This is a genomic window from Vibrio sp. Y42_MX_L11 (assembly GCF_024181785.1).
Lineage (GTDB): Bacteria > Pseudomonadota > Gammaproteobacteria > Enterobacterales > Vibrionaceae > Vibrio > Vibrio diabolicus.
In genome coordinates, this window is record NZ_JAMZAP010000015.1 from 87105 (window position 1) to 102129 (window position 15025).

At 44.9% G+C, this 15025-nt stretch carries 14 protein-coding genes; 13 read left to right on the forward strand and 1 reads right to left on the reverse strand.

The window, feature by feature from the left end:
* The first annotated feature begins 32 nt into the window (after window positions 1-32).
* The 7 genes from NL643_RS15665 to NL643_RS15695 all read left to right on the forward strand — a co-directional run bounded on the left by NL643_RS15665 (window position 33) and on the right by NL643_RS15695 (window position 8036).
* Window positions 33-1295 carry an imelysin family protein gene (locus NL643_RS15665; RefSeq protein ID WP_253644774.1) on the forward strand — a complete coding sequence of 421 codons (1263 nt, stop codon included), beginning with the start codon at window positions 33-35 and terminating at the stop codon, window positions 1293-1295.
* 97 nt (window positions 1296-1392) lie between these two features.
* Window positions 1393-2775, forward strand: a complete 1383-nt coding sequence (locus NL643_RS15670; protein WP_253644775.1) for a di-heme oxidoredictase family protein — start codon at window positions 1393-1395, stop codon at window positions 2773-2775.
* 10 nt (window positions 2776-2785) lie between these two features.
* A complete protein-coding gene (locus tag NL643_RS15675; protein WP_253644776.1) occupies window positions 2786-3823 on the forward strand; it encodes an imelysin family protein in 1038 nt (345 codons plus the stop codon).
* Window positions 3804-4886, forward strand: coding sequence for a DUF1513 domain-containing protein (locus NL643_RS15680; RefSeq protein ID WP_253644777.1), 1083 nt, complete (start codon window positions 3804-3806; stop codon window positions 4884-4886). Before NL643_RS15675 ends, NL643_RS15680 begins: the two co-directional genes overlap by 20 nt.
* Window positions 4887-5027: 141 nt before the next feature.
* Window positions 5028-6569 carry a murein L,D-transpeptidase gene (locus NL643_RS15685; RefSeq protein WP_065646586.1) on the forward strand — a complete coding sequence of 514 codons (1542 nt, stop codon included), beginning with the start codon at window positions 5028-5030 and terminating at the stop codon, window positions 6567-6569.
* Between the two features lie 166 nt (window positions 6570-6735).
* Window positions 6736-7284: a DUF882 domain-containing protein gene (locus NL643_RS15690; protein ID WP_048625700.1), complete on the forward strand. Its 549-nt coding sequence runs from the start codon at window positions 6736-6738 to the stop codon at window positions 7282-7284.
* Window positions 7285-7379: 95 nt separating this feature from the next.
* The gene (locus NL643_RS15695; RefSeq protein WP_048625699.1) at window positions 7380-8036 is read left to right on the forward strand and encodes an MBL fold metallo-hydrolase; all 657 of its coding nucleotides are present in this window, start codon (window positions 7380-7382) and stop codon (window positions 8034-8036) included.
* 18 nt (window positions 8037-8054) lie between these two features.
* On the opposite strand, the gene NL643_RS15700 is transcribed toward NL643_RS15695, so the two are convergent.
* A complete protein-coding gene (locus tag NL643_RS15700; protein WP_012841641.1) occupies window positions 8055-8720 on the reverse strand; it encodes a DUF2982 domain-containing protein in 666 nt (221 codons plus the stop codon).
* Between the two features lie 273 nt (window positions 8721-8993).
* On the opposite strand from NL643_RS15700, the gene NL643_RS15705 reads away from it, so the two are divergent.
* The 6 genes from NL643_RS15705 to NL643_RS15730 all read left to right on the forward strand — a co-directional run bounded on the left by NL643_RS15705 (window position 8994) and on the right by NL643_RS15730 (window position 14995).
* Window positions 8994-9398, forward strand: a complete 405-nt coding sequence (locus NL643_RS15705; protein ID WP_005394736.1) for a hypothetical protein — start codon at window positions 8994-8996, stop codon at window positions 9396-9398.
* A gap of 413 nt (window positions 9399-9811) precedes the next feature.
* Window positions 9812-10903, forward strand: coding sequence for a TRAP transporter substrate-binding protein (locus NL643_RS15710; RefSeq protein ID WP_005394734.1), 1092 nt, complete (start codon window positions 9812-9814; stop codon window positions 10901-10903).
* A 115-nt stretch (window positions 10904-11018) separates the two neighbouring features.
* Complete coding sequence (locus NL643_RS15715) at window positions 11019-11558, forward strand: TRAP transporter small permease subunit (RefSeq protein WP_012841642.1); 540 nt, start codon at window positions 11019-11021, stop codon at window positions 11556-11558.
* 12 nt (window positions 11559-11570) lie between these two features.
* A complete protein-coding gene (locus tag NL643_RS15720; RefSeq protein ID WP_253644778.1) occupies window positions 11571-12857 on the forward strand; it encodes a TRAP transporter large permease subunit in 1287 nt (428 codons plus the stop codon).
* 151 nt (window positions 12858-13008) lie between these two features.
* Entirely contained in the window at window positions 13009-14364 is a 1356-nt protein-coding gene (locus NL643_RS15725; RefSeq protein WP_253644779.1) for a cache domain-containing protein, read from the forward strand.
* Window positions 14357-14995, forward strand: coding sequence for a response regulator transcription factor (locus NL643_RS15730; RefSeq protein ID WP_005394727.1), 639 nt, complete (start codon window positions 14357-14359; stop codon window positions 14993-14995). The genes NL643_RS15725 and NL643_RS15730 overlap by 8 nt, the downstream gene beginning before the upstream one ends.
* Window positions 14996-15025: the final 30 nt, after the last annotated feature.

Below are 15025 nucleotides of genomic sequence, written 5' to 3' on the forward strand. Positions count from 1 at the left end.
AACAAATAAATTGCTTAACAAGGATGCTTCAGATGAATGCAAAAACAGTTTTAGTCCAATCTATTGCTGCATCACTCCTCATTGCCAGTGGTTCTACCGTTGCTGCCCAAGTAACGAAACAACAAGTCGTTGAACATTATGCAGACGTTGCACATGCAGTCTTTGCTGACTCAGTGACAACGGCGAAAACGCTCGACGTAAAAATCGACGAATTTCTAAAATCGCCATCAGCGGATAAGCTTGAAGAAGTAAAACAAGCGTGGCTAGACTCTCGTGTTCCGTACCAACAATCTGAAGTATTCCGTTTTGGTAACGCGATTGTTGATGACTGGGAAGGGCAGTTAAATGCATGGCCACTTGATGAAGGCCTAATTGACTACGTAGCGACAGATTACCAATATGAACTCGGTAACGAAGGCGCTGCTGCAAACATCATCGCAAACACCAGTCTACAGATTGGTGCTTCTAAACTAGACGTTGCAAAAATTACTCCAGAATTGCTAGCGGATCTCAACGAAGTAGGTGGTTCTGAGGCAAACGTTGCGTCAGGTTACCACGCGATTGAATTTTTACTTTGGGGTCAAGACCTAAACGGCACAAACGCAGGCGCAGGTCAGCGCGCTTACACAGACTTCGTTGTCGGTTCTGAGTGTACGAATGGTCACTGTGACCGTCGTGGTGAGTACCTAAAAGCGGCAGCCGATCTACTGGTTCAAGACCTTGAATGGATGGAAAAACAGTGGTCTGCGGAAGTGAAAGGCAACTACCGTGAAACGCTTCTTAATGATTCTGCGGATAATGGCCTACGTAAAATGTTGTTCGGTATGGGTTCATTGTCTTTAGGTGAGCTTGCTGGTGAGCGCATGAAGGTGGCGTTGGAAGCAAACTCGACAGAAGATGAGCACGATTGTTTCTCAGACAATACGCACAACTCTCATTACTACAACGAGCAGGGCATCTATAACGTTTACACAGGTCTTTACAAGCGTGAAGACGGCACATTGCTTTCTGGTCCGAGTATTGCTGACCTAGTGGCTCAAAAAGACAAACAAGCAGCTAAAGAGATCCAGAAGCAGTTTGATGTTACGCGTAACCAAGTTGGTAAATTGGTTACGTCTGCGGAGAAGAACAACCGACACTTCGACCAGTTAATTGCAGCGGGTAATGCACAAGGCAACACGTTAGTGAATGACACCATCATGTCATTGGTTGCTCAAACCGGTTCAATTGAGCGTGCTGCGGGTATCATTGGCATTGATAGCCTAAGCCCTGATACTGCTGACCACGAGTTTTAATCAAAGTACAAAAAATAATTGAAAGGGCTCGTTTGAGCCCTTTACCGTTTTAACTCGCTGTTATCCCACTCCTCTTGTTGTGTTTTAGAGCAATGATATGAAGCCTTACTTAATTTCGGCCTTGGCCGTGATCTTTTCTTCTACTGCTATCGCGTATGATGTGAAATCTGGTGGACAAACGAGCGTCAAAAAAGAAAGCGCCAACGCGTATTCTCTTCCTGCCGCGAACCTTCCTATGAGTAAACGTCTTGATTTTAGCGTGGGCAATAGTTTTTTCCGCAACCCTTGGGTACAAGCGCCAGCGTCTACCGATGCCAGAGATGGTTTGGGACCTCTTTTCAATACAAATGGTTGTCAAAACTGCCACATCAAAGATGGTCGTGGTCATCCTCCAGAGCAAAGTGATTTGCATGCGGTGTCCATGTTAGTGCGTTTGAGCATCCCTGCGATGACGTCAGAACAAAAAACAGCGTACATCAGAGACGGCGTTATACCTGAGCCGACTTATGGCGGCCAGCTCCAAGACTTTGCCCTGCAAGATCAAACGCCAGAAGGAAAAATCGAAATCACGTACACCGATGTGCCAGTGAAGTTTAAAGACGGCGCGACGGTGACACTAAGAAAACCTCATTTGAATATTACCGATCTAGGTTACGGCGATATGCACCCTGATACAGAATTTTCAGCGCGTGTTGCACCGCCAATGATCGGCCTTGGTTTGTTAGAGAGTATTCCTGACGAAACGCTACTGGCTTGGGTTGATGAACAAGATGCCAACAAAGATGGCATCTCAGGCAAAGTAAACAAGGTTTGGGAGATTGAGAAGGGCGACTTCTCAATTGGTCGTTTTGGCTGGAAAGCCGGACAACCGACGTTAATGCAGCAAAATGCAGCAGCATTCAATGGTGATGTGGGCCTGACGAGCCATTTATTCCCCAATGAAAACTGTACCTCGAAACAAAGTATTTGTGACGACATGCCAAATGGCGGCAAACCAGAAGTGAGTGAAAATATTCTCGACTTCGTTGAGTTTTACAGCCAGCACTTAGCCGTACCTATTCGCCGAAATGTGAACGATCCTAGCGTGAAACTCGGTCAGAAAATCTTTGCTGCAGCTGGCTGTGAAAGCTGCCATAAGACCAGTGTCAAAACGGCGAAGCGACCAGAGTTACCAGCGCTTTCTGAGCAGCTTATCCATCCATATACAGACATGCTTCTGCACGATATGGGTGAAGGTTTAGCCGATAACCGTCCTGAGTACTTAGCAAACGGCCGTGAATGGCGAACGGCCCCCCTATGGGGCATTGGTTATACCGAAGAAGTAAACGGGCATACTTACTTCTTACATGATGGCCGCGCCCGTAATCTGATGGAAGCGGTACTGTGGCACGGCGGTGAAGCGGAAACGGCCAAACAAAACGTCTTAGCACTGAATAAAAAAGAACGTGACGCATTGATTGCGTTTCTGAATTCTCTATAAGGAAGCAACCATGAAAAAAACACTGTTAGTGAGTGCGATTGCCGCAACGTTAAGTTTGGTTGGTTGCCAATCGACAGTCGGTTCGAGCTCTGCCAAGCCTGAGAGTACAAGTCATATTTCTCAAGCGGTCTACGAAGTTGAGTTTCAATCTGCGCAGACGTTTTTAGCGCAAACCACAGGACTAGAACAAAGCTTCGCGGATTACTGCACATCAGAGACGAAAGATGATGCGCAAGTAAAACAGCAATGGCACCAAACTATGCTGACGTGGATGGCATTACAAGGTCAAGAGCGTGGCCCTGCTACGGCGTTGGAGCAAAGTTGGAATGTCCAGTTTTGGCCAGATAAAAAGAACACCACCGGCCGAAAAATGTCTGTGCTGACGAAATCTGACCAAGTTTGGAGTGCGGAAAAGATCTCCACGCAAAGTGTTACTGTGCAAGGCTTAGGTGCACTAGAATGGCTGCTTTACGATAAAGCGTCGACCTTATCTAGCAACAGCAATACCTGTGCGACAGGTGTTGCAATTGCTGAAAACCTAGAGAACAAAGCGCAGATCATCGCAGATTCTTGGGCACAAAATCCTTGGAAGTCGTTAGAGATGACGGAATGGAAATCCGAGTACATTTCGCTGCTCTCTAATCAGCTTGACTACAGTATGAAAAAGCTGAGCAGACCGTTAGCTAAAATTGGTCAGCCTCGTCCTTACTTTTCTGAATCTTGGCGTTCAGAGACGTCGCTTTCAAACTTAAAAGCAAACCTTGAAGGAATGGAAGCGCTGTATCTTGCCAACGGTAATGGTCTAGATACTTTACTAAGAGAGCAAGGCCATGCAGATCTCGCAGACCGTATTGTTCACCAGTTTGAAATGGCGTTGGAAACATGGCCGGAAGATAAGAGTTTGTTCACGGCTTTACAAAATAAAGAAGGTTACCGCATGGTACTCGCTCAATACAATAAGCTAGAGCAATTGAAGTACTTGATCCATGAAGAAGTGGCGATCGAGCTTGGCGTAGTTATAGGATTTAATGCAACCGATGGTGACTGATCAAACCCGCCGAACCTTACTGAAAGCCGCTCTCTTTGGTACGGCCGCACCTATGATGCCATTTGGTTGTGCTTCAACACGTTCACGTCAACCAGCGTTGATTGGCTGCTCAATCATCGGCCGAGATAAATACGCAGCGGTAGTGGCCGATGAGCATGGTATGCCGCGATCTTCGTTGCCGATTCCTGAGCGTGGTCATGGTGTGGCGACCAACCCACAAGGTCACGCAGTGGTCTTTGGTCGTCGACCAGGAACTTTCTTCATGGTGTTTGATTATCGCTCTGAGCAGATGATCAAGCTGCAGCTAGCAAAACCGGATCGCCATTTCTATGGTCATGGTGTTTACTCCCGTGACGGCACGTTGCTATTTGCTACAGAAGGGGAAAGGGGCACAAGCCGTGGGATCATCGGTGTTTATGATGTGCAGAAGAAATATCAAAAAATCGATGAGTTAACGGGTTTTGGCCTTGGCCCTCATGAAGTGATCATGATGCCTGATGGCGCATTAGCGATTGGTGTCGGTGGCGTACACACCAACGGCCGTGAACCGCTCAATCTTGATAGCATGAGACCAAGCCTGAGTTACCTTTCACAAGAAGGTGAGCTGTTGGATCAAGTTTCTTTACCAGATCATAAGTTGAGCATCCGTCATTTAGCGCATGATGGTGCAGAGACGGTACTGTGTGGTCAGCAATATCGTGGAGAGCCGGATGAATACCCAGCTTTACTTGCGATGCACACTCGTGGTGGTGAGATGCAATCTTTGCATGCGGAACCCGAAGAGTGGGCGAGATTTAATCACTATGTCGCTAGTATCGCGGCGACGGATGAATGGATCCTTGCGACTTCTCCTCCGGGCAGTTGTTATGGGATATGGTCCAAAGCTACAGGGAAGTTGGTTGAGTTAAGTGCTTTGCCAGATGCATCGGGAGTGGTGACATATGGAAAGGAATTCAGGGTCAGCTCTGGTGCTGGCAAAGTGATTGAGCAAAGGCCAACGACACATAAAAGCGCTTCTTTTAGTGGTGTTCAATGGGATAACCATTGGTCAAAGATTGTTTGAACCCAAATAGATAAAGAAACTTGATGTTAATTTCAACATCAGATTCTTAATTTTAAACCTGCAAGCTGTGAGATATTTGCCATACTTTTCATTATGGCAAGTAGCGCAAGGATCGTTTCAGTGTTTGCTAGGGTTTTAATCATGACGGCACTTATGGTGCCGTTTTTCAGCTTTTCTACCGTCGTTTCTCTCGAAGCTTCTGCACAAACAGAGCAAGAGGGAGCGGTACAAAAGCTGTCTGTCGAAAAAATGATCCATTATCCAGAGGTGATTGACCAGCTTTATCAAAGTACTAATTACCGTTTGAACTGGGAAAATGAAAGCGATATTGAGCAGTTTCTTTTTCAAGTAAACCTGGTTGCTCTTGCTGGCGTCACGGACGAATTCGAGAATCAACTCCATCGTATAAACCAAGTTCGATGGCAGGGAGATAACCTCGACTTTGATTTGGTAATGACAGATTCACTCTTGATGTATCTCAGCTATCTCGAGCAGCTCCCTGAAGAAGGTATCAATTGGTTATTTGCTAACAAAGCCCACGTGATTTTACCTGCTCCTAGCATCGATACTTTGTCCGTACTGAGTAACGAAATTACGGTAGGCAAACTTAGTCAATTCTTAGCAAGCCTTCGCTCTCCTTTACAAACGGACGAAGCTTTTTATTCCGCTTACTCCTCTTTATCCGAGCACGCTCAGTATCAATATCCAATCTATGAACAAACGGGCCTTGCCCGTGTCGGTGACCAATTAGAAAATAAACCGCTTCTGATTGAGCGTATGGAAGTGGTTGGTGTGGATGTATCGTATTTAGATATCACGACCCAACAGTATGATGAAGAATTAGAGTTAGCTGTGAAAGAGTTTCAGCGTATTCATGGCTTGAAAGAAGATGGGGTGATTGGCCCGAATACCATTCGATGGATCAACTTTTCTCCTCAAGAACGATTGCATCTATTGGCGCTGAACTCAGAACGTTCAAGGATTTGGTCCAAAGACAGAGATAATGTTGTCTTTGTAAATGTACCTGGATACGAAGTGACGTATTGGCACGATGGTCAACCGTTGTTCGAGTCTAAAGTTGTGGTTGGCAGAGCCTCAAGAAAAACACCAATCATGTCGGGGACTCTTGACTCCGTCATTCTCAACCCCACATGGAATGTGCCATGGACCATAATGGTGAAAGACATCATTCCTAAAGTGAAACGTAATCCGATGTATTTGATTAACCACAACATTCAAATCATCCGGTCTTGGACTTCAAACGAAATTATTGACCCTACAACCATCAATTGGGCGACGGTGAATCCGAGAACATTTCCTTATCGTATGCGACAGGCATCGGGATTACACAATGCATTGGGATTGTATAAGTTTAATATGCCAAACCCCCAAGCTATCTATTTGCATGATACGCCAAGTAAAAACTTGTTCGAACGAGATAGACGCGCATTCAGTTCCGGGTGTGTCCGCGTTGAACATGCCGACCAACTGGCGGAGCTCTTATTCAAAACTCAGGGACTAGAAGAGCGCTTAGCGAAAAAACGGGAAAGTACGCGTCGCTCTAACACGTCGGTTCCTTTAGGAGAACGCATCCAAGTGCACATTATTTATCAAACCGCATGGCTAGAAGAGGGAACACTTTACTACCGAGATGATATCTATAAATACGATCACCGTAGTTGAAATCTTTAAGTAAAATTTACAAAACTAAGAATCTTCTGTTTGTTCAATAATTAAGCGTTAATCACCACGTCTTAAAATTAGGGTGGAGCGATTTATGCATTTGACGTGACAAATGTGTTTGGGTAATGTCCGCGACTTGTTTAGTTGTTGAGCATTGTTTTTTGAAATGGTAAGTCGTAATTTTTCCCGCCGAGATTTCCTTAAAATGACCGCTGGTGGCGTAGTATTGGCATCTGCCTTGCCATCGATTTCATGGGCTTCATTCCCTGACGAGCCACGTGAGTTGGCGATGAACAACCTTAATACTGGAGAGCTCCTTGAAACATGCTATTTCGATGGTAGACGCTATCTTGATGATGAACTAAAAAAGCTGAATGAGTTTTGCCGTGATCACCGTCGAAACGAAGTTCATCCGATGGATCGACGCTTGTTCGATCAAATCAGCCAGATTCAAAAGCTGATCGGTACAGATGCAGAAGTCATTGTAATTTCTGGTTACCGTTCGCCTTTGACCAATGCGTCCCTGCGTAAAGGGGCTAGCGGAGTGGCAAAGAAAAGTCTTCACATGGAAGGTAAGGCCATAGACTTCCGTCTTGATGGAGTGAAATTGTCTACTGTACGCGATGCAGCAATTAGCTTGAAAGCTGGTGGTGTTGGGTATTATCCAAGTAGTAACTTTGTCCATATCGACACAGGTGCTGTGCGTTCTTGGTAAGTCAATAGCAAGCCTCAGCAGGTCTTGAAGTCGCATGGGGTTAGTGTCATAGTTGCGCCAGTTTTAACGCAAATTTGTTTGGTAATAGGTTTTCTATGGCTCTGAAATACCAAGTTGTCCCAGTGACATCTTTTTCTCAAAACTGTTCTATCGTGTGGTGTGATGAAACGATGAAAGGCATCGTTATTGACCCAGGCGGTGACGAAAAGCAACTTGCTATGCTCATTAAAGAGCTTGGCATCGAGATCGTCAACTTGGTGCTAACCCATGGTCACCTAGATCATGTTGGCGGAACAGAGCCGCTGGCTGCAATGCTTGGTGGTACTGAGATCATTGGTCCTCATAAAGCGGATAATTTTTGGCTACAAGGTCTAGAAGGGCAAAGCCAAATGTTTGGTTTCCCATTGACTGAAGCCTTTGAACCGCATCAATGGTTAAATGAGGGTGACACTGTCACATTTGGTAATCAAGTATTAAAGGTATTCCACACACCAGGTCATACCCCTGGTCACGTTGTTCTTTATAGTGAAGAAGCGCGATTGGCGTTTGTGGGCGACGTATTGTTTAACGGTAGCATTGGCCGAACTGACTTCCCACAAGGTGATTTCAATACCTTGATTAGCTCTATCAAAGAGAAATTGTGGCCTTTAGGCAATGATGTCACGTTTGTCCCTGGTCACGGCCCTCAATCGACTTTCGGTCACGAACGTAAAACTAACCCGTTCGTTGCTGACGAGATGCCGCTTTACTAAAAGCGCGTGTAGTAAGCATTATTCTGGCTCGGCGGCAGCTAAGTATCGCCGAGTCAGTCCCACAAAATCCTCTGCTTCACGATCTAGGTCACTGGCTGATATAAACAGATCGTAGCCGTAAAATCCTCTTTGATATTTCATACGGTTGGCGAGCATCGCCAGTAAGCCTTTATACTCAATCCCATTGCTGTTTATGTATGGCTTAGGATCAAGCACCATATCTTCAAACTTTTCTTCACACTGATTCTGCTTCGCACCTAAATAAAGTAGTGCGCGTTGGCTAAGGAGAATTTCTGTCGCTATACGAGGGCAGATCGAATCCAAATAAGGTGAGTAGTGTTTTAGACGAATACCAATCCAAGGTAGCGGCTGATGCCACCCTTCCTGCTGGTAGCTACAAATCCCTATTGACTCAATATTTCGCCATCGGACGACCCATCCGCCTTTAAAAAGATGTTGTTGGAAGTGAGAAGCTGTCAGCGTAAAAGTGACTTGGCTTTTTTTGATCATCAAGATGGCGAAACCAACAATTGCAGACATCAAAATGACCGACAACATGGCTTGCTTCCATCCCGGAGAAATGACAACCAAAAACAGGGTTATCAGTGCAACGAGCAACAAAAGTATTCTGTTGATAGGGGAGTCGGGTTTGAAATGTGAATTTGTTAGGTGCAGCGTTTCCATGCTTATAACCTCATCGAATACTTGATCAAAAATGCGTGGATGACTAAATGTGCATTGACTTGCATTTGAAATAAAAGAAACCTCTGTTTTTATACCCAGTATTCAATAAATCCGTTCATAAAATATCTGATTAAATAGTAGACGTTCTATGCTTTGAGCGCATTTTTCATCGCGTTTCGCCGCTAAAACCTACAAATTGCTTGTGAATTTTGGTATAAAACGCGCTTCAAATTTTCATCCCTGCTGAGATGCAGTGAACTGGAGAAATATTCAATGAGACTTGCTCATAAGCGTAAAGTGCAGATGAAACTGCAAAAACGCATTAAAGCGACAGTAGCAAACTTAGCTGCAGCACCTAAAGCAGTGAAGCCTGTTGCCGAAAAAGCAGTAGCACCTTCTGTTGCTGAAAAAGCTGTTGCGGAGAAAGTAGTAGCTGAGAAAAAAGTAGCTGCAGTGAAAACAGTTGATGTTGCCCTTACTCCTAAGCAACAACAAGTATTAGACATCGTTGTAGCAAATGCTGAAGGTATCAACCCTAAAGGCATTGGTCTAGCTGCAGGTCAAGAAGATACTAAAGCGGCATCATGGGCTACTGGCGCACTGAAGAAGCTTCTTGAAGAAAACCTAGTTCAAAAAGAGCAGTTAGCAGGTAACAAAGTTATCTACAAAGCAGTTTAATTACCGCTACCGTTCTAGCTTGAATACCTCGGCCAATGCCGGGGTATTTTTTTATCTTCGTATTGAAAATAATCTATTAGGAATTGATTTTAACGCTGCCAATAAGTGCTTTGTCACATTTTCTTAAATACTATGTAAATTTTTTGGCAGAGAAGTACGTACGTATCATTTTCTTTTTGCCTCGTTACAGGAAAAGTAACTCATTAATTTTATGACAGTTAAACTTGTTGCATAACGGCTGTCCTACGTAGTTATACGTAATACCTAAGGCTAATGTCTTATTGATGAATTACTCGCTTCCGTGTTCATGCCCATTTCGCATTCGACAACATTGTTACATCTTTTATACCGAATACAGCCAATCCTAATGAAATGGATGACAACAATAACCTTGGTGATAAAGGACGTGAACGATGAGTCTAATCCAAAAATCTTTAAAACGAGTGCTCAAAACAACCGCTGTCGTTGCCGCGATGACATTCGTTGTGACTTCTGCAAATGCTGCTGAAAAAGTCTATCGTTTAAAGCTTGCTGAAACTTGGGGACCTAACTTCCCTATTTTTGGTGATGCGACAAAAAACATGGCAAAAATGGCAGAGGAGATGTCCAACGGGCGTCTACAAATCCGTATTGATTCCGCAAACAAGCACAAAGCGCCTTTTGGGGTGTTTGATATGGTTAAGTCTGGCCAATACGACATGGGCCACTCGGCGTCTTACTACTGGAAGGGCAAGGTTCCAAACACACTTTACTTCACTTCTATGCCTTTCGGTATGTTACCAACTGAGCAGTATGCGTGGTTTTACTACGGCGGTGGTATGGAGCTGATGGAGAAGGTGTACTCTCCACATAATTTGATGTCTTTCCCTGGCGGTAATACCGATACTCAGATGGGCGGGTGGTTCCAGAAAGAGATCAAGTCCGTCGAGGATTTGCAGGGTTTGAAAATGCGTATCCCGGGTTTTGCTGGTGAGATTTTGGCAGAGTTAGGTGCAAAACCAACGAATATCGCCCCTGGTGAGCTATATACCTCTCTAGAGCGTCGCACAATTGATGCCTTGGAGTGGGTTGGTCCATCATTGGACTTGCGCATGGGCTTCCACAAAATCGCGCCATACTACTACACAGGTTGGCATGAGCCAGCAACTGAGCTTCAGTTCCTTGTTAATAAGCGTACTTGGAACCGTCTACCTGATGATCTAAAAGCGATTTTACAAGTAGCAATGAAAACCGCCGCTTACGATATGTACACGCAATCGAAACACGAAAGTGGCAAAAACTGGGCATCTATCAAATCTGAATACCCAAATGTTGAAGTCAAAGACTTCCCGCCTGAAGTAGTGGCTGCGTTGCGAGAAGCAAACGATCGTTTGTTGAAAGAGCACGCAGAAAAAGATGCTTTGGCGAAAGAGATTCAAGAGTCGCAAGCGAACTACATGAATCAAGTTCGACCTTGGTCAGACATTTCACACCGAGCTTACTTAAACAGTCAAGCTCAACAATAACGTTATGACGCAGGCGACGCCGAGAGGTTTAGCCTGCGAACGAAGCCCAAGAAAACTTCATAATGAATGCTCCGCACCATAGCGGAGCGTATCCAAACGTTCCACGGAGTTCGGAATGAGAAGTCTTATTTATATTGAGCGATTATTTAACCGCTTTAGCGATTTCCTCGGATGGTTGTCCAGCATCCTGTTTATTTTATTGTTGGTGAATGTGGTTTACGACGTTGTGATGCGATATGTATTCAACGATGTATCCATTGCATTCCAAGAAATGGAATGGCATCTATTCTCCGCCGTATTTCTGCTTGGTGTGCCTTACGCGATTAAGTCTGGTGGCCATGTTCGCGTTGACATTTTTTATGAACGCTTATCTTACAAAGCACAATCCATCATCGACATCATAGGCACGCTATTTTTCTTATTCCCTTTTTGCCTACTGGTGGCTTGGTTTGGTATCGATTTCGCCAAAGAAAGTTACGCGCTAGGCGAGACGTCTGGTGATCCAGGCGGATTGCCATATCGTTGGATCATCAAAGCGATGATTCCGCTGTCATTTTTCTTTATGGCAGTTAGTGGCATTGGACTGCTGCTGCATTCGATCAACAAGATTGTTAACCCTCATCTTATCTATGCCGGTAATAACGGTAAGTCGTAAAAGGAAGTCATTATGATCGGTATAGTGATGTTTTTTGTCGCGCTCTTTGCGCTTTTATTGGGATTCCCCGTTGCCTTTACTTTTGGCGGTATTGCACTGATTTTTGGTGTTTGGGCTGAAGGCATCGAGATGTTTGCTTTCATGCCATATCGTATTCAATCCATTATGGAAAATACGGTGCTAATGGCCGTACCATTGTTTGTCTTCATGGGACTAGTACTTCAGAAGACGAAGCTTGCAGAGCAACTGCTTGAGTCGATGGGACGTCTGTTTGGCGGCGTCCGTGGTGGTATTGCTATTTCGACAGTATTAGTTGGCGCATTACTTGCCGCGTCAACGGGCGTAGTCGGCGCATCAGTTGTTGCGATGGGGTTGATCTCATTGCCTGTGATGCTTAAATACAATTACGACAAAGGTTTAGCGTGTGGGACTATTTGTGCGTCTGGCACGTTGGGCCAAATTATCCCACCTTCTATCGTGTTGATCTTGTTAGGGGATGTACTTGGCGTACCGGTAGGGGACCTATTTCAAGCTGCGATTTGGCCCGGTGTTACACTTGTTGGCGCCTATGTGATCTACATTCTCATCTACGCGAAGTTGAACCCTCAAGCCGCACAGGCGATAGAGCGCGATGAGTCGATCAGTCGAAAGCAAGAAGTGTTCACCGCGCTGAAAGCCGTTTTACCGCCACTAGCACTGATCATTGTGGTATTGGGCTCCATCTTTGCAGGGATTGCAACGCCAACAGAGTCAGCGGCTCTGGGCGGCGCTGGTGCGACAGTTCTGTCGTTACTGTATAAGCAGTTTAGTTGGTCGATGATTTATGATGCATCGAAAGAAACCGTTAAAGTAACCGCAATGGTCTTTGCTATTTTGCTAGGGGCAACCGCCTTCTCAATGGCATTTACCTACACTGGCGGTGATTATCTAGTCGAAGAGTGGATGTTAGAATTGCCTGGAGAAAAGTGGGGCTTTCTCATCATTACCATGGTGGTGATTCTGATTTTAGGTTTCTTTATCGACTTCGTTGAAATCTGTTTTATCATCGTGCCAATTATTGCGCCGGTCGCTGAGTTGATGGGTATCAACATGACGTGGTTTGCGATTCTTATCGCAATGAACTTACAGACATCATTCCTAACACCGCCATTTGGTTTTAGTTTGTTCTATCTAAAAGGCGTCGCACCAGCAGGTGTCACTACGCGAGATATTTACAAAGGTGTGATGCCGTTTATCGCGATTCAAATTGTCGTGTTGGCTTCTTTGCTGTTCTTCCCTGGCTTTTATGGCATGAGTTGATCACTCGATAATAAAAGAGATTTTGTGAACTGAGAGTTTTTACCTTTTGAGACAAGTTGTTAAGCTGCTATTTATGTCTAGGCGGACGAAGTCGAGTTATTTGTGCTGCTAAGATAGTGAGCTGTAAAGCAGCGTTTCATGGAGGAAAGGGATGCCTCTCAAAGCAAAGTTAATTCTGCTGACATTGATACCCGTGGTATTGGTGTCAGCGAGTATCAGTTGGATTTCTATCTATCAAACCAAGACTCTTGGCAAAAGAGAGGTAGAGATCTTTCATCAAAACCTGATCCAATCAAAAGAGGCGGCGTTGAAAGATACGGTCGACGTCGCCTTTGACTCCATTTCTTATATCTACAACGATCCAACCTTAGAAGAGAGCGTTGCTAAAACACGCGTGAAAGCGATTTTAAACCGTTTAAGCTACGGAGGAGACGGCTACTTTTTCGCTTACGATAAATACGGTACCAACCTTGTACATCCTGTTCTCCCAGAGCTAGTCGGGGAGAACTTACTCTATCTTGAAGACGAGAATGGCGATCGTCTAATCGAAGCTTTGTTGTATCAAGCTCAATCAGGTGGTGGATTTCATCAGTACCTGTGGCAAAAGCCATCTACGGGTGAAGTCGTCCCAAAGCTTAGCTACGCCGCATGGCTCGATAAGTGGGAATGGATGATAGGGACAGGGCTCTATATTGAGGACGTCAGCCAAGAAGTCGCCAATATGCGCGCTGCGGTGAACAAAAATATCGAAACGACTTTTTTCTCGGTCGTCGTGATCTTAGCGGTGACCGTTGCTGTAATTATCGTTCTCACTTTAGCGATCAATCTGCATGAACACCGTCTTGCCGATAAAAACCTTAAAGAGTTGGCACATAAAACCGTCATGTTTCAAGAGGATGAGAAAAAGCATCTAGCGAGAGAGTTGCATGATGGAATCAACCAGCTGTTAGTTTCTAGTAAATGTCATTTGGATTTAATGAGTCATAGACTGGAAGACGAAAAACTCAAATCCCACTTAGACAAATCGCAACGCTCATTGGTCACCGCGATAAATGAAGTAAGGCATATTTCTCATCAACTTCGCCCTAGCGCCCTTGATGATATCGGCTTAGAGGCGGCACTGACCACTTTACTGCAAGACTTTCACTCTCACTCTGGGATTGATATAGAAAGTAATTTTGATACTCAGCAGTACAAACTGACGTCGGAGGTCGCGACGACCTTGTATCGTGTTGCTCAAGAGTCTTTGAACAACATCGAAAAACACGCAAGAGCGAAAAAAGTGACGGTTACTTTGCAAAAAATGGGCAATATGCTGCAATTACTCATACGTGACGACGGTGTTGGCTTTGTGGTTAACCAAGCAGTGCACCAACAAGGGATTGGGTTAAGGAACATGCAAGAGCGTGTAGAGTTCATTGGTGGTGAGTTTGAACTGATGAGTGAGCTTGGTTTAGGAACAGAGATTACCGTGCTGCTTAATTTGGATGAATTAGTTTATGGATAAACCGATTAGTGTGGTGATTGTTGATGATCATCAAGTGGTCTTAGATGGCTTCATGGCTCGCTTGGAGTTAGAGCCTGACATTGAAGTGGTCGGTACGGCAAGCAATGGGCTGGAAGCGATTGAAGTCGCAAAGCACCTTCAGCCTGATGTCATCTTGATGGACATTAGCATGCCGATAATGAACGGTATTGAAGCGACAGGGGTAATTAAAGAAGAGCGACCAGAGAGCAAAATACTTATGCTGACCATGCACGATAACCGTGAATACATCATGAAGGTCATGCAAGCTGGCGCAGTAGGGTACATGCTCAAGGAAATCTCGGCCGAGAAAATGGTGCAAGCAATAAAAACGGTGAATCAAGGTTCAACGTATTTCTGCGAGTCTGTCACACAAACACTTTTTACCCAAGAGGTGGTGCCAGCCACTCAGAAAACGAATCCACTCAGCCGCAGGGAAGAGGCGGTGCTTAAATTAGTTGCTCAAGGAAACAGCAGTAAGAAAATAGCCACACTACTTAACATTAGCTACCGAACGGTAGAAACGCATCGCCATAACATTAAGCACAAGTTGGATTTACATTCGACGGCAGAGCTAGCGAAATATGCGTTTGAAACAGGGTTAACGGAGTAGGAGAGTAGTGCCCGCAAAAAGCGAGCACGT

What these genes read in the sequence shown, in the direction of transcription:
- NL643_RS15670 (WP_253644775.1), top strand. Translation starts at nt 1,393, where the DNA reads ATGAAGCCTTACTTAATTTCGGCCTTGGCCGTGATCTTTTCTTCTACT.
- NL643_RS15725 (WP_253644779.1), top strand. Translation starts at nt 13,009, where the DNA reads ATGCCTCTCAAAGCAAAGTTAATTCTGCTGACATTGATACCCGTGGTA.
- NL643_RS15715 (WP_012841642.1), top strand. Translation starts at nt 11,019, where the DNA reads ATGAGAAGTCTTATTTATATTGAGCGATTATTTAACCGCTTTAGCGAT.
- NL643_RS15675 (WP_253644776.1), top strand. Translation starts at nt 2,786, where the DNA reads ATGAAAAAAACACTGTTAGTGAGTGCGATTGCCGCAACGTTAAGTTTG.
- NL643_RS15730 (WP_005394727.1), top strand. Translation starts at nt 14,357, where the DNA reads ATGGATAAACCGATTAGTGTGGTGATTGTTGATGATCATCAAGTGGTC.
- NL643_RS15665 (WP_253644774.1), top strand. Translation starts at nt 33, where the DNA reads ATGAATGCAAAAACAGTTTTAGTCCAATCTATTGCTGCATCACTCCTC.
- NL643_RS15695 (WP_048625699.1), top strand. Translation starts at nt 7,380, where the DNA reads ATGGCTCTGAAATACCAAGTTGTCCCAGTGACATCTTTTTCTCAAAAC.
- NL643_RS15720 (WP_253644778.1), top strand. Translation starts at nt 11,571, where the DNA reads ATGATCGGTATAGTGATGTTTTTTGTCGCGCTCTTTGCGCTTTTATTG.
- NL643_RS15690 (WP_048625700.1), top strand. Translation starts at nt 6,736, where the DNA reads ATGGTAAGTCGTAATTTTTCCCGCCGAGATTTCCTTAAAATGACCGCT.
- NL643_RS15705 (WP_005394736.1), top strand. Translation starts at nt 8,994, where the DNA reads ATGAGACTTGCTCATAAGCGTAAAGTGCAGATGAAACTGCAAAAACGC.
- NL643_RS15700 (WP_012841641.1), bottom strand. Translation starts at nt 8,720, where the DNA reads ATGGAAACGCTGCACCTAACAAATTCACATTTCAAACCCGACTCCCCT.
- NL643_RS15680 (WP_253644777.1), top strand. Translation starts at nt 3,804, where the DNA reads ATGCAACCGATGGTGACTGATCAAACCCGCCGAACCTTACTGAAAGCC.
- NL643_RS15710 (WP_005394734.1), top strand. Translation starts at nt 9,812, where the DNA reads ATGAGTCTAATCCAAAAATCTTTAAAACGAGTGCTCAAAACAACCGCT.
- NL643_RS15685 (WP_065646586.1), top strand. Translation starts at nt 5,028, where the DNA reads ATGACGGCACTTATGGTGCCGTTTTTCAGCTTTTCTACCGTCGTTTCT.